Source organism: Limnovirga soli (assembly GCF_013106755.1).
In the GTDB taxonomy this organism is placed as follows: Bacteria; Bacteroidota; Bacteroidia; order Chitinophagales; family Chitinophagaceae; genus Limnovirga; species Limnovirga soli.
On the sequence record NZ_WHPF01000023.1, the window covers coordinates 27,897 to 43,105 of the forward strand.

The following is a 15,209-nucleotide window of genomic DNA, read 5'->3' on the forward strand; positions in this document are numbered from 1 at the left end:
TGTTTTATGATGCAGTTACAAGAAATAACATTATTTACAGCCAGCCTTGCAGATACTTTGCATTTCTATGCAAGGGTATTGGGTTTGCAGGTATTGTATCAAACCAATAATGCAATTGCATTTGCAGCAGGGCGAACCAAATTAATTTTTACCCATGCTGCAACTGAGCAGCCGGTATATCATTTTGCATTCAATATTCCATGCAACCAATTACAGGAAGCATTGGAATATATGCAGGAAAGGGTAAACATATTACCGGTATCACCCACATCCACCATTGCCAATTTTGACGATTGGCAGGCAAAGGCTTTTTACTTTTTAGATAATAATGGCAATATACTGGAATGTATAGCCCGCCGGCATTTGAACAACATATCCACGCAGCCATTTAATAGTAATTCCCTGCTTAATATCAGTGAAATTGGCTTGCCTGTACATGATGTGCCGGCATATGCCAATCATATACAACACACATATGGTTTGCCCTATTTTACAAAGCAATTACCCGCCCCGGGTTTTACTGTTTTTGGCGATGATGAAGCCTTACTCATTATAGTACCCGAAGGTAGAAACTGGTACCCTACACAAATAGCTGCCAATGGCTTTCCAGTTAAAATAATGCTTGAGAATAATGGTGCTATTATAGAGATAAGCGCATAAAAAAAGGATAATGCTACAGCAATGATTACCGTTTGCATTATCCTTATTAAAAAATCGTTTGTTTTAATCCTGTCTTCTTCCGCGGCTATACTGTACCTTATAACGGTTGGTATTTTTTATTACCGTCATAGGTTGTTTGGTTGCCGTGGGGTGTGGGGCATGTTGTTGTTGCATCATTGCTGTTGCAGGTGCCAAAATACCATGCTCCAAAACAGGTACTGTTATACCAATTAGTTTATTTATATCTTTTAAATAAGGTCTTTCTTCGCTATCGCAAAAAGATAAAGCCATGCCCGTAGCGCCTGCACGGCCGGTACGGCCAATGCGGTGTACATAGGTTTCCGGAATATTGGGCAGCTCGTAATTTATTACAAATTGCAAACTGTCAATATCAATACCTCTCGCTGCAATATCGGTAGCTACCAATACCCTTATATGGCCGGTTTTAAAATTGTTTAATGCATTTTGCCTGGCGTTTTGAGATTTGTTACCATGTATGGCAGCTGCTTCAATATTTTCTTTGTGCAGCATTTTAACCACTTTATCTGCACCATGTTTGGTACGGGTAAATACCAGAACGGTTTCCATTTTATTCGCTTCCAGCAAATGCACCAATAGCGCTAATTTGTTGGGTTTTTCTACAAAATAAACACCCTGTTCAATTTTTTCTACTGTGGTGGCAGGTGGTGTTACTTCTACTTTTGCCGGGTGCACCAAAATTGTATTGGCCAGTTTTTGAATTTCGGGCGGCATAGTGGCCGAAAAGAAAAGTGTTTGCCTTTTAACCGGTATTTTTTGAATTACTTTTTTTACATCGTGTATAAAACCCATATCCAGCATACGGTCGGCCTCGTCTAACACAAATATTTTTAAATTACGCAGGTCAATAAAACCCTGTTGCATTAAATCCAGTAAACGGCCGGGTGTAGCCACCAGAATATCTATGCCAGCTCTTAAGGCATTGGTTTGTGCCAATTGAGATACACCGCCAAAAATAACGGTATGTTTTAGGCCTGTAAAACGGCCATAGGCGGCCAGGCTTTCGTCAATTTGAATGGCCAGTTCACGTGTAGGCGTAAGTATTAACGCTTTTATGGCTACAGGCCCTTTTTCTCTGCCTTTTTCGGCAAAAAGTAATTGTAAAATTGGAATAGAAAACGCGGCTGTTTTACCGGTGCCGGTTTGTGCGCAACCCAAAATATCTCTTTGTTCCAGTGCTAAGGGAATGGCTTGTGCCTGTATGGGAGTGGGTGTAGTGTATCCTTCGGCTTCCAATGCTTTAAGGATAGGTTCAATTAGTGATAACTTACTAAATGTCATGAATGTTTTTTACTGTGGCTGGCAAAGACGTTGCATATTCTGTATCAGCGGGGAAATTATTTATTATACCACAACGGCTTACAACCTGCCGTAACTATTGTATACTGTGGACTGCAAACATACGCTTTTGTTTTTTAATGGCCCAGCGCTAGGCAAATCATTAACATTTAGGCTGTAATTGCCCAAGGCTTATAGTAGGCAGTAATTTTTTTTTGAGCCATGCAAATCCTACGCTTCCCGGGCTTTACTTGCGTCGCACTCTTGTACTGGAGGAATGCTATTGAGCAATGAAAAGTTTACTGCGAATTGCTTTTTTTACGACAGTGTATTTGCGCTGTTAGTATTGCATTTTATTTTGCTGCATAAAGTGCAAGGCGTACAAGTGAGTGACACAAGTAAAGCTGCATAGCTGTTATTAGCTGGCAAACAAATGCTGTATTAAAAAATAGCATCAGGCATATTGTTCAACAAAACGGTATAGGTTAAATGTGGCAGGTGGTGCAGCTTCTATCGCAGTTTTAAGTGCTGCTTTTGATATATGTTTCATGCGGCTATGTTGTATAAGCTGATATGCTTTCTCAGCCAATAGCCAACCTTTTTTTGTGTGCGTATGCTCAGTTTGCTGGTGCGTAAGAATGGCCTGATATAATTCGGTAATACCCTGCTTTTGTGCGGCAATGGTTTTTAATACCGGCACTTCGGTAGTGGGGCCGGCATGCAGCGGCATCAACATTTGCCGAAGGTTGCGGATAAAGGTATCAGCATCGGGTCTGTCGGCCTTGTTTACTACAAAAACATCGGCAATCTCCATTAATCCGGCTTTCATGGTTTGCACTTCGTCACCTGCTTCGGGCACTACCACCACCACTGTAGTATCAGCCAAACCTGCAATCTCTACCTCGCTTTGTCCAACACCCACGGTTTCAATAATAATATGATCGAATAGGGCGGTTTTCATAATATCCGTAATCTCAATAATCTTGGGGTTCAATCCACCCATACTACCCCTTGAAGCCAGCGAACGAATAAATACATTGGGATTATTGTACCACTCGCTCATGCGGATTCTGTCGCCCAGCAAAGCACCAAAATTAAAAGGAGAGGAGGGGTCTACACATAGTACGCCTACCTTTTTGCCGGCAGCCACCCAGGTAGCAATCAGGGCATCTGCCAGTGTGCTTTTGCCAGCACCGGGCGGGCCGGTAATGCCTGTTACTTTGGTGGCAGAAAAAGGTAAATCTTTTAATACCTGCGCATAATTACCCGTTTCATTTTCAACCAATGAAATCATCCTGGCAAGTGCTTTAATATTGCCTTCCTGTATCTGAGCAATCAATAGTGAACTATTTAACATGGTACTCCAAAATAATGAATTAAATCCTATTACACCTTATGTTTTGCATGGCTGATGATAAATGCATGCTTGATATAGGATATCCACGGGAATGCCCGCTTTTTATGCGAAAAAAGTACCGGACTATATTTTACAATGCCTGCAAAAAGCGAAAATGAAAATGCCCTGTTGGCTAATGTGCTAAAGCCCTGCAATAATTGCTTTCCCAATACTGCGTATGCCGGATTTAACTGTGGCATAGCCAGAAACGCCTGCAGGTTGTGGATGGTTTGCTGGTAGAAAAAACTTGTTTTTTCTACATTAACCGTGGCATTATGTGCATGTATTCTTTGATAAACCAATACCTTATTGGTGCCATTGATTTTACCCACCGTAGTAGCGGCAGCACATAACCACCAATCGTAAAAAATTTTATCGGGGAAAGGTAAAATATGCGGCAATAATGTTTTTTTGAAAATAATATTATGGCCACTAATTAAACTATATAAAAAAAAGCTTCTGGTATCGTTTCCTGTAAATGCTTTTTTGTAAGTGCTTGATTTTATTTTGGGCGGTTGGTTGGTTTCAAAACGGGCTGAAGCACAGTGCACTACAACCGTATGGTTGTCCCATAAGTTTTCCATCATAAAACTTATTTTCTGCAGGTCCCAAATATCATCCTGGTCTGCAATAGCAATGTATTCGCCCTTTGCCAGCTGAATGGCTTTCTCATAATTTTTATTGTATCCCAGGTTGTGCTCATTTTGGTATACTATTATGTGGTTGTTGGTGGCGGCCATTTTTTCCAGTAATGGCAATGTGTTATCGGTGGAACAATCGTCCAGAATAACTATTTCCAGGTTAGGATAGGTTTGAGCAAGCAGGCTATTCATTTGTTCTTCCAAAAAAGCTGCCCCATTATAGGTACATAACACCACCGACACCAGTGGCGCTTGCTGCAGATGGCTATCTATGGCGGTTGTATTCATGTAATTAATTCGGGTTATTGGCAGCTAAATATTGTTGTACCCCATTTTCGCAACGCACTGCTTTTTCCTGGATGGTTTTTTGTAAAATAAGATGATTGGCAGTCACATTATCCCTGCTTTTTTCGGCATGCCAAAGATGGTAAACTATACCACGCAATTTAAAATAGGTTCTTTTCAATCCGCAGTTATAAAATCGCATCACCAAATCTGTGTCCTCCAGTCCCCAGCCGGTTTGCGCTTCATTATATCCATTCACGGCAATAAAATCTTTTTTCCAGTAACCCATATTACAGCCCCTTATGCCTGATGCATCTTTTGAAGGTATTAGTCGGCTAAGCACTTTGCCCATCAGGCTGCTGTGTATGCCATTTAAATGATTGCTTACCCCTTTTTGAAAAAGACTTATTTCCCTGCTTTCTTTGGTTAACAATTGGGCTGAAAGTGCCTGGTTTAAAATTACCCTGCTGCCACCAATAAAACAACCCTGCTTTGCCGCAGCTATATGATCTTTAACAAAATCCTTATGCAACAACAGGTCGCCATCTATTTGTATAATATAATCCCCTGTTGCTTTTGCATTGGCCTTGTTTCTAATGGCGGCGAGTTTAAATCCTTCATCGGGGTGCCAAACATGTACCACAGGTATGGTAAATATTTCCTTGTATTTGGCAATCAGTTGCCTGGTGTCATTGCCCGATCCATCATCTGCAATCACAATCTCATCAGGCATTTGCTGTTGCTGCAATACTGATTTCAAACAGGCTTCCAAAGCTTCGGGCCAGTTATAAGTGGCAATTACCAACGAACTAGTAAAAGGCAAATGCATTGTTTTCCTGTTTTTATGTTTGTATTTGTTTTACCAATAAAAAGCGAATGTATTTTCTATTTCGTAAAAATGGTATTAATGCTTTTTAGTAAGTTCACTTTTATTTACATAACAGCATGACAAATTTTATTCCCATCTTTCCTTTGGCTATTGTGGTATATCCCGGCGAAATACTAAACCTGCATATTTTTGAAGAACGTTATAAACAATTAATTACCGATTGCTATGCTGAGAAAAAGCCCTTTGGTATCCCTTCTGTTATTAAAAGCAATGTATCAGATATTGGGTGCCTCCTGGAAATAAGCGAAATAGTAGAAGTGTACCCCGATGGTAAAATGGATATCCGGGTGCAGGGTTTGGGTTTATTCCGCATTCTCGAAATTGTAAAACAGGTGCCCGATAAACTGTTTAGCGGTGCCATTGTAAAACACCTGCAAAACCAAACTACCCGCCGCCCTGTTACCATGCTGCAGTTGCTTTTGTCCATCCGCGAATTGCATAAATTGCTGCATATTACCAAAGATTTTAAACAGCCCGATGAATCACTATCCAGTTACGATGTGGCGCATCATGCCGGCCTGTCGTTAGAGCAGGAATACGAACTGCAATGTTTGTTAAGAGAAGATCAGCGGCTCGAATATTTAAAAAGACATATTCAAAACCTGCTGCCCATGTTGTTGGGCGTAGAACATTTAAAAGATAAAATAAAGCTCAATGGCCATTTCAGGGAGTTAGAGGGTTTTAATTTTGACACCTGATTTTTTTATTGGCCCGGCAAAAAATCAATTGTCAGGCTTTACTTGCGTCGCACACTTGTACGTTCATAACAATGGGCAGCAAAAGCCAAAAAAAGGCAACCTGCACAGGTTTGGTGCACAATCATTTGTTTTATCAAAAAAAATCCCTTTGTTTGCGGCGATAGCGTATTAACTCCCAATCTCGTAATGGGATGGAGTTGTCAGCGGTTACTTTTGCACACTAAATCAGATTCTTGGCTCAACAACAATTGCATATAGCTTTAGTAGGCAACCCAAACAGCGGAAAAACTTCCCTGTTCAATGCATTAACAGGCCTTAACCAAAAAGTGGGCAACTTTCCCGGTGTTACGGTAGATAAAAAAACCGGTAATAGCCAGCTTTCCGAGCACCTTGTTGCCAATATTATCGATTTGCCCGGCACTTATAGCCTGTACCCCCGCCGTGCCGATGAATGGGTGGCGTATAAGGTAATGATGGATGCCGACCCCGAGATTAAACACGATCTTACCCTGCTGGTAGCAGATGCCAGTAATTTAAAACGTAACCTCCTTTTTTGCAGCCAGATATTAGATTTAAAACGCCCTGTAGTGGTGGCTTTAACCATGATGGATTTGGCCAGCAAAAAAGGCATAGAAATAGATGTGGCTGGTCTGGAACGCGATTTAGGTGTACCGGTAGTAACCGTAAATCCACGTAAAAATAAAGGGCTCACCCAGCTAAAAAAGGTATTGGTACAGGCGGCCAAACAAGTTAATCCGGCCAATAGCCGCGATTTTATTCCCAATAAAGAAATGGCGCCGCAGGCAGTAACCCAAATGCAGCAGCTGCAACCGCAGTTAAGCGATTATGGGGCTATCCATTACCTTATTAACCACGAAAATTTTCCTTTAAATAGCCAACTACAACATTCAATAGAACAAATTGAGATAGACAATAAGTTCAACCCCAGTAAAACGCAGGCGGATGAAATTATGCAACGCTACACCCGCATTAAAACCATTATGCAGCAAAATGTAGTAGAGCCCGATCCCCTGCAACGTAAATTATTTACTGAACGGCTGGACAATCTTTTACTGCACCGAGTTTGGGGCTATCTTATTTTGTTGGCGGTGCTATTTCTGTTATTTCAAAGTATATTCTGGCTGGCACAATTTCCAATGGATGCCATCGACTGGAGTTTTTCGCAGCTTACCGGTTGGTTTAACAGCCATTTGCCCGGCGTCTGGTGGAGTAATTTATTGGTAAACGGACTGGTAGCTGGCGTTAACGGGGTATTGGTATTTGTACCACAAATCATGATTTTGTTTGGCCTTATTACCATACTGGAAGATAGCGGCTATATGGCCCGCATTAGCTTTTTAAGTGATAAGCTGATGCGCAAAGTGGGTCTTAATGGTAAAAGTGTTATGCCCATGATCAGCGGTTTTGCCTGTGCCGTACCTGCCATTATGAGTGCACGCAATATTGAAAATAAAAAAGAGCGCCTGCTTACCATTTTGGTAACCCCATTAATGAGCTGTAGTGCCCGACTGCCCGTTTATACCATTCTTATTGCACTGGTAGTGCCCAACCATTATTATTTTGGGTTTTTAAGTATGCAGGGACTGGTTATGATGGGCCTATACCTGTTGGGCACCGTTATGGCACTGGTGGTAAGTTATGTGCTAAAATTTACCATTAAACTAACTGAAAAAAGCTTCTTTATACTGGAACTGCCCGTGTACCGTGCCCCCCGCTGGAAAAATGTTGGTGTTACCATGATAGAAAAGGCCCGCATTTTTATTACCGATGCAGGCCGCATTATTATTGTAATTAGTTTGTTGCTATGGTTTTTAAGTAGCTATGGCCCTTCCTCCAAAATGGATGCGTTGGATGCCCGTTATGCCGTATTACAACAAAAGGCCACCACCGAAGCACAGCAGGCAGCTTATACCCGGCAATACAATTCCGAGAAATTGCAAAATTCTTATGCCGGCATATTGGGTAAAAGCATCGAGCCCGTTATTACCCCATTGGGTTTTGATTGGAAAATTGGCATTGCCCTTATTACCTCCTTTGCAGCCAGAGAAGTATTTGTGGGCACCATGGCTACCCTGTATAGCGTAGAAGAAAACGACAATAGCACGCTTAAAGAAAAAATGAATGGTGCCCTTAGAGAGGATGGTACCAAAGTATATACCCTGCCTACGGCGATGTCATTAATGGTGTTTTATGTGCTGGCCATGCAATGTATGAGTACCCTTGCCGTAGTAAAACGCGAAACCCGCAGTTGGAAATGGCCCACCATACAATTTATTTATATGACCGCCCTGGCCTACCTGATGAGTTATATTGCCTATCATATTTTTTAAAATTTTTTGGGCCCGGCAGTAGTAATGCTATGATGCTTTACTTGCGTCGCACACTTGTACTGTATAGCTATGCGCAGCGGTGGATGAGGGGATGTGCAGATGGGCAAACAAGGCGAATTGGTGGGTTTGGTTATGCGATAGTGGGATTATGGGAATGGCAATTTGGGCAGTACGCATCATTTTTTTACTGCCATTTTTGCTGCCACAAGGGAGGAACCCTGAACCGAGCGTGGCAAGTAAAGCTTAATGATTGATCTGTTGCCGGCTACATAAAAGGCAATTTTTGATTTTCTATTTTTCTGGTTGAAAAGCATTAGCCTACCAGTCCTACATGCACTTCCAGATCGGGGTTGTTTAGCAGATAGGTGGCCATTTCTTCGTTCATGGTAAAGCCTTTGTCTAAGGTGTACAATGTGATTTTCAGGTTTTCTACCGGTTCGTATACATTAAAACGCAGGCTTGATTTGCCGGGATTTTCCTTGACATTTTTTTCAATAAACTGCACAAATTCTTTTGTAATGGCCAAGGGCGAAATGCTGATATCTACCTGCCTTGTAAGGGTTTGTTTGGCTACTTCCAGCAGGTTCATGCTGGTTACCTTAAACTCAAACTGATCGCTGTTATACCGGCTTTTAAAGAACCCGTTGATAAGCAGGTTTTTACCTTTTTCCAGGTAGTTCTGGCATTTTACATAATCATCGCTCCACAACATTATTTCGGTTTTACCACTAAAATCTTCAATGGTTAATGCACCAAAATTGCGGCCTGTTTTTGTTACCCGGTGCTGCGCATCGGTAACCAAACCGGCAATGCGGAAATTGCGGTTAATATGGGCACTTACCAGTGTGGGCGAATCTTTTATCTCATTAAAATCGCTTAACTGCATGATGCCATAATGCTTTAGTTCAAACTTGTAATGGTCTAAAGGGTGGCCACTCATAAACATGCCGGTTACATCTTTTTCGTATTCCAGCTTTTCGGTAAGTGTCCATTCTTCGCAGGCAGGTAATTTGGGGGCAGCAATTTCGGGCATAACGCTATCTCCAAACAGGCTGTTGGTGGTTTGGTTTTTATTGGTTTGGTATACATTGCCAAAGCGGATAATGCGTTCTATACCATTCATCGTATCGCCATTGGGGGTATAGAAATATTGCGCCCGGTGCAGTTCTTTAAAACAATCAAATGCGCCTGCATGTACCAAACTTTCTATCGATCGCTTGTTAACGGTACGTTGGTTTACGCGTTTTATTAAATCAAAAATATCTTTGAAATGTCCGTTTTTATTGCGGTCTTCAATAATGCTTTCAATAGCTGCTTCGCCCACGCCTTTTAAACCACCTAAACCAAAACGTATTTCGCCTTTTTTGTTTACTGCAAAGCCTTTCAGCGATTCATTAATATCTGGCCCCAATACCTTTAACCCCATGCGTTTGCATTCCTCCATAAAGAAGGTAATTTTTTCTATGGCGCCTGCATGGTTAAGTACTGCCGCCATATATTCACTGGGGTAATGGGCTTTTAAATAACCGGTTTGATAAGCCACAAAGCCATAACAAGTGGAGTGAGATTTATTAAATGCATATTGTGCAAATGCCTCCCAATCCGTCCACACTTTTTCCAAAATTTCTTTTGCATAGCCTTTGGTGGCAGCGCCATCCATAAACTTGCCTTTCATCTTGTCCAGTGTTTTGCGGTCTTTTTTACCCATGGCTTTACGCAGAACATCTGCATCGCCCTTGGTAAAGCCGGCTATACTTTGGCTTAATAGCATCACCTGCTCCTGGTATACGGTAATACCATAAGTTTCTTCCAGGTATTCCTTCATTTCCGGAATATCGTAGCTTACTTCCTCCCGACCATGTTTACGGGCAATAAATTTGGGGATGTAAGCTATGGGCCCGGGGCGATACAGGGCATTCATGGCAATAAGATCGCCAAATTTGTCGGGTTTTAATTCCCGCAGGTATTTTTGCATACCCACACTTTCAAACTGGAAAGTACCATTGGTTTCGCCATGCTGGTAAAGCATAAAAGTTTTGTCATCATCCAGTGGAATAGTATCCAGATCTATTTCTACACCATGGTTTTGTTTGATTAGCTCCAGCGCAGTTTTTAAAATAGACAGGGTTTTTAAACCCAGGAAGTCCATTTTAATAACCCCCGATTCTTCAATAATGCTGCCTTCAATTTGGGTAACCCATAAGGTAGAGTCCTTTGAAATGGCAACGGGTATTAAATCGGTAAGATCAGTTGGCGCAATAATGATACCTGCCGCATGTATACCGGTATTACGAACAGAGCCTTCCAGCCTTTTGGCTTCTACCAGTACCTGTGCCCTTATATCGGTGCCGTGATATATTTCCCGTAGCTTTTTTATATTGTCAATATCCTCGGGGCCAAAACCTTCTTTTTCTTCCAGCGATTTTTCCCCGTCTTTGGCTTCTTTGGCAGTATATGGGGCGGACAAAACACGGTTTAAATCGGTGCCCGGTTTATCGGGTACCAGTTTGGCCAGGGCATTGCTTTCGCTTAAGGGCAAGTCCATCACACGGGCCACATCCTTAATACTCATTTTGGCGGCCATGGTGCCATAGGTGATAATTTGGGCTACCTGATTTTTGCCATATTTATCAACTACATAATCAATTACTTTCTGGCGGCCATCATCATCAAAATCGGTGTCAATATCGGGCATTGATTTACGGTCCGGATTTAAAAAACGCTCAAACAGCAAGTTGTACTTGATGGGGTCTATATTAGTAATACCAATACAATAAGCCACCACACTACCCGCTGCAGAACCACGGCCCGGACCCACAAAAACGCCCATATTACGGCCGGCCTTAATAAAGTCGCTTACAATTAAAAAGTAACCGGCAAAGCCCATGGTTTTAATGGTAAATAATTCAAAATCCAGGCGTTCTCTTACTTCCTCGGTTATTTCGCTATAACGTAAGCGGGCACCTTCGTAGGTAAGGTGGTGCAGGTAATTCCATTGGTTGGTATTACTATCATCACTGGTTTTAAAAGCTGCTGGTATGGGAAATGCCGGCAGCAGAATATCTTTTTTTAAATTTAGTACTTCTACTTTATCTACAATTTCATTGGTATTGTCCAGCGCTACGGGAATATCGCTAAACAGGGTTTCCATTTCTTCTTTGGTTTTAAAGTAGAACTGGTTATTGGGAAATTTAAAGCGGCGGTTTTTTAGCTGTATTTCATCGTTTACAAAATCGTCAAAACCGGGTGTGGATTGTTTTTCACCCGTATTAATACAGAGCAGAATATCATGTGCATTGGCATCATCCTGGTCTACATAATGACTATCATTGGTGGCAATCACTTTTACATTGTACTTTTTTGAGAAGCCAAGCAGGGTATTATTAATCAGCTCCTGTTCTTTAATATTATGGCGCTGTAGTTCAATATAGTAATCTTCACCAAAGCGGTCAAGCCACCATTGAAATTCTATTTCAGCAGCGTCTATACCTTCGTGTAAAATGGTTTGTGGTACATAGGCACCTATACAGCAGGTGGTGGCAATAAGGCCTTCTTTATATTGTTCAATCAGTTCTTTATCGATACGGGGGTATTTGCTGTACATGCCTTCAATAAAACCCAGTGAGGTAAGTTTTACCAGGTTTTGGTACCCAATTTTATTTTTAGCCAGCAATACCTGATGAAAGCGCTGGTCTTTTTGTTCTTTGGTAAATGTTTTGGCATGGCGGTTTTTAACTACATAAAATTCGCAGCCAACAATGGGTTTAATCAGGGGTTCCAGTATATCTTTTCCATCGGCGGTTTTGCCAACTACTTTGGTTTTATTCCAGGCTTGTTTTACAAATTCAAAAACGCCAAACATATTACCATGATCGGTAATGGCCAATGCCGGCATATTGGCTTTGGCAGCTTTTTTATACAGTCCTTCAATAGAGGCGGCGCCATCTAATAAAGAATATTGGGTATGAACGTGTAAATGTGAAAACTGCATATAATAATTGTTTGCCTTTAAGCTGCCTGCCCGTTGGGCCAGACGCAAGCTGCAAATTTCGTCTTTTTCAAGCGCATGATAATGCTAAATATTTATCCACATGTGTATATTTTTTTGGTAGCCGGCACTAGTACTATTGGCAACAGTACTTGCCACGCTCGGTTCAGGGTTCCTCCCTTGTAGCAGCAGTAAGAAATGAAAGATGCTACACTAATTCACACATCCGCACACGCAAATCTGCACATCTCCATATCCCCACATCCGCACATCCCCCCATCCGCACATCCCCACATCCGCAAATTCCCACATCCGCCTTTTTGCTGCCCAATGCTATACCGTACAAGAGTGCGACGCAAGTAAAGCCTCATTTCTATTTTTTGCCCGGTACATCAATTGCCTTTTACAGGATTTTTTTGCACCATTGTTGTATGGCTAATGAATGCACACTATATTGCACACCTTGATGAAAAAAACGGGTATTGCATATTTATTGACGCTGTTTACCATGACGGTAAGCTGTAAGGCAATTAAAAACCTTACGGCAAAAGATAATTCTGCCACGTCAAAAACAGCCAAAAAAGAAGAAACACCGGCAGACCGCACTTTTCTGGAATCTTTTTCTGTAGTGCCCGGCGGTGCCCGCACCAGCGTGGCCGAAAATGGCAAGGCCAAAATCTATACACCTACCCTTAGCAAACCCAAAACCAGCTTTAACATAGAAACAGCATCCAGCCTGCAGTTTAAATATGCTACTATTATGGATGTACCGGTAGAAGACCTGTATAATATTAACCTGCTAAAAGAAATTGAGTATTGGTGGGGTACCAAATATTGCATGGGCGGATCTACAGAAAATTGTATTGACTGCTCAGCCTTTACGCAAAATGTGCTGGCCGACGTGTACCATATTAATTTGCCCCGCACCGCACAGCAACAGTTCGACAGTTGTATGCACATTGACCCAACAGCCCTGCAACAGGGCGATTTGGTGTTTTTTCAAACCTCCCGCCGCGATATTTCGCATGTAGGCGTGTATATGGGTAACAATAAATTTGTTCATGCTTCTGTAAGCAATGGCGTAATTATCAGCGATTTAAATGAAGCCTACTGGAGACCCAAATTCAGGGGTGCAGGCAGGGTAATAAAATAAGGCTGCCCGCTTAGTTCATTTGTAATGATGGCATTCTGAATAATTGCCCATCGTACACAAACAATTCTTCAATTACATAGGTCCAGTATTTATATAGCGGAGATTTTACCAGGTATTGGTCTACCTCGGTTTTGGTTTCGGCATTAATGGTAATCCATACTGTTTGCGACTCCATGCTTACGGCATAGCTATCAACAATATTCTTGTTTATTAGGTAATTAATGTAAGTGCGGTGCGGTGGAACAAGACCCATAAACGCATCGTCCATTTCGAAGTGAATGATTGCCTGAAATTTTTTCATAACACGTTTTTTATTTGTAGGCAAGCGTCGTTAAATTTTCCAATCGGTAATAGCATTGGCCAGTGCTGCATTGTAGGGTACGGACAGGCGAATATAATTATCTGTATAGCCTTCCATCATACCGCCCTTCTCGTGCCCTTCAAACAATACTTTGCGTGTTTGTCCGCTATGTTGTTGTGTAAAATACTGCATTTTCATGTAACTCAGGTTACGCAATGTTTTATTTCTGTCATTTCTTACGCTAATGGGTACAACGGGTTTAATGTCAAGTGCCCTGGTATTATCCCTTTCTGAGTAGGTAAATACGTGTAAATAGGCAATGTCCAAACCATGTAAAAAATTAAAGGTCTCCATAAAATCTTCTTCCGTTTCACCGGGAAAACCCACAATTACATCTACTCCAATAGCGCAATGCGGCATCAGGGTTTTAATTAGTTGTACCCTTTCTGTATATAATTCCCTTTTATAGCGGCGGCGCATTAAGCCCAGTATTTTATTACTGCCGCTTTGCAGGGGAATATGAAAATGCGGCATAAACTTTTTACTGTTGGCCACAAAAGCAATAATATCGTTGGTAAGCAGGTTGGGCTCGATGGACGATATGCGGTAGCGCTCAATGCCTTCCACCATATCCAACGCCTTTACCAGGTCAAAAAAGTTCTCTTCATATTGTTTGGCGCCATCGGGGCCTTTGCCAAAATCGCCCAGGTTTACGCCTGTTAACACAATTTCTTTAACGCCGGCGGCGGCCAGTTCATGGGCATTACGTACCACATTGGCAATACTATCGCTGCGGCTTTTGCCACGGGCCATGGGTATGGTACAAAATGTACAGCTATAATCGCAGCCATCCTGCACTTTTAAAAAAGTGCGGGTTCTGTCGTTTAGCGAGTAGGAGGCGGTAAAACCACTCACGTCTTCAATATCGCAGCTGGAAATTTTGGTGGAGTCGCCCTTGGCCAGTTCTTTTAAATGGGCACCAATGTTAAATTTTTCGGCAGCACCCAATACCAGGTCAACCCCCGGTATACTGGCAATTTCTTTTGGTTTTAGCTGGGCATAACAACCGGTAATTACCACCAGACTTTCCGGTGCTTTGCGTTGAATTCTTCTTACCAGTTGCCGGCATTCTTTATCGGCATTATCGGTAACAGAGCAGGTATTAATTACATACACATCGGCATGGCCGTCAAAATCTTTTTTCTCAAAACCATCCTGCTCCAGCATACGGCTAAGCGTAGATGTTTCTGAGTAATTTAATTTACAGCCCAATGTATGAAATGCCACGGTTCTCCTCTTATCCATAAGGCGGCAAAGATAAGAAGAGTTTAGAAGTTGTATTTACGTGTTAGGGAACAGGTGTGCAATGCCTGTGTTATAAAAACCAAGAAGCAGGGCCATTATGGGCCCGGCAGCAGGCCTGTAATGCAGCTTTACTTGCGTCGCACTCTTGTGCGGTTGGATTATTATTTAACTATTACTATAATTTGATACATGACGGAGCAAGTTTGATGGATTACGGAGCAAGTT

General features: G+C 41.9%; 11 protein-coding genes. 4 read left to right on the forward strand and 7 right to left on the reverse strand.

Annotated features, from left to right (window positions below; all coding sequences use genetic code 11):
• Positions 1 to 6 precede the first annotated feature (6 nt).
• On the forward strand, positions 7 to 660 hold the full coding sequence (locus GD597_RS21300) for a VOC family protein (RefSeq protein ID WP_171609948.1): 654 nt from the start codon (positions 7 to 9) through the stop codon (positions 658 to 660).
• 63 nt (positions 661 to 723) lie between these two features.
• Here GD597_RS21300 and GD597_RS21305 read toward each other — a convergent pair whose 3' ends face one another.
• The 4 genes from GD597_RS21305 to GD597_RS21320 form a co-directional block, all read right to left on the reverse strand.
• Positions 724 to 1,980 carry a DEAD/DEAH box helicase gene (locus tag GD597_RS21305; protein WP_171609949.1) on the reverse strand — a complete coding sequence of 419 codons (1,257 nt, stop codon included), beginning with the start codon at positions 1,978 to 1,980 and terminating at the stop codon, positions 724 to 726.
• Positions 1,981 to 2,431: 451 nt separating this feature from the next.
• A complete protein-coding gene (gene meaB, locus GD597_RS21310) occupies positions 2,432 to 3,316 on the reverse strand; it encodes a methylmalonyl Co-A mutase-associated GTPase MeaB (protein WP_235954391.1) in 885 nt (294 codons plus the stop codon).
• A gap of 47 nt (positions 3,317 to 3,363) precedes the next feature.
• On the reverse strand, positions 3,364 to 4,302 hold the full coding sequence (locus GD597_RS21315) for a glycosyltransferase (protein ID WP_171609951.1): 939 nt from the start codon (positions 4,300 to 4,302) through the stop codon (positions 3,364 to 3,366).
• A 4-nt stretch (positions 4,303 to 4,306) separates the two neighbouring features.
• The gene (locus tag GD597_RS21320) at positions 4,307 to 5,122 is read right to left on the reverse strand and encodes a glycosyltransferase family 2 protein (protein ID WP_235954392.1); all 816 of its coding nucleotides are present in this window, start codon (positions 5,120 to 5,122) and stop codon (positions 4,307 to 4,309) included.
• A 122-nt stretch (positions 5,123 to 5,244) separates the two neighbouring features.
• On the opposite strand from GD597_RS21320, the gene GD597_RS21325 reads away from it, so the two are divergent.
• Complete coding sequence (locus GD597_RS21325) at positions 5,245 to 5,886, forward strand: LON peptidase substrate-binding domain-containing protein (protein WP_171609953.1); 642 nt, start codon at positions 5,245 to 5,247, stop codon at positions 5,884 to 5,886.
• A gap of 233 nt (positions 5,887 to 6,119) precedes the next feature.
• Entirely contained in the window at positions 6,120 to 8,237 is a 2,118-nt protein-coding gene (gene feoB / locus GD597_RS21330; protein ID WP_171609954.1) for a ferrous iron transport protein B, read from the forward strand.
• A gap of 313 nt (positions 8,238 to 8,550) precedes the next feature.
• Here the strand turns inward: feoB and dnaE are convergent, their stop codons facing one another.
• The gene (dnaE, locus tag GD597_RS21335) at positions 8,551 to 12,228 is read right to left on the reverse strand and encodes a DNA polymerase III subunit alpha (protein WP_171609955.1); all 3,678 of its coding nucleotides are present in this window, start codon (positions 12,226 to 12,228) and stop codon (positions 8,551 to 8,553) included.
• Positions 12,229 to 12,691: 463 nt separating this feature from the next.
• On the opposite strand from dnaE, the gene GD597_RS21340 reads away from it, so the two are divergent.
• Positions 12,692 to 13,378, forward strand: a complete 687-nt coding sequence (locus tag GD597_RS21340; RefSeq protein WP_235954393.1) for a C40 family peptidase — start codon at positions 12,692 to 12,694, stop codon at positions 13,376 to 13,378.
• Between the two features lie 10 nt (positions 13,379 to 13,388).
• On the opposite strand, the gene GD597_RS21345 is transcribed toward GD597_RS21340, so the two are convergent.
• Both GD597_RS21345 and mtaB read right to left on the reverse strand, forming a co-directional pair.
• Positions 13,389 to 13,679, reverse strand: a complete 291-nt coding sequence (locus GD597_RS21345; RefSeq protein WP_171609957.1) for a hypothetical protein — start codon at positions 13,677 to 13,679, stop codon at positions 13,389 to 13,391.
• A gap of 30 nt (positions 13,680 to 13,709) precedes the next feature.
• Positions 13,710 to 14,984 carry a tRNA (N(6)-L-threonylcarbamoyladenosine(37)-C(2))-methylthiotransferase MtaB gene (mtaB, locus tag GD597_RS21350; protein ID WP_171609958.1) on the reverse strand — a complete coding sequence of 425 codons (1,275 nt, stop codon included), beginning with the start codon at positions 14,982 to 14,984 and terminating at the stop codon, positions 13,710 to 13,712.
• Positions 14,985 to 15,209: the final 225 nt, after the last annotated feature.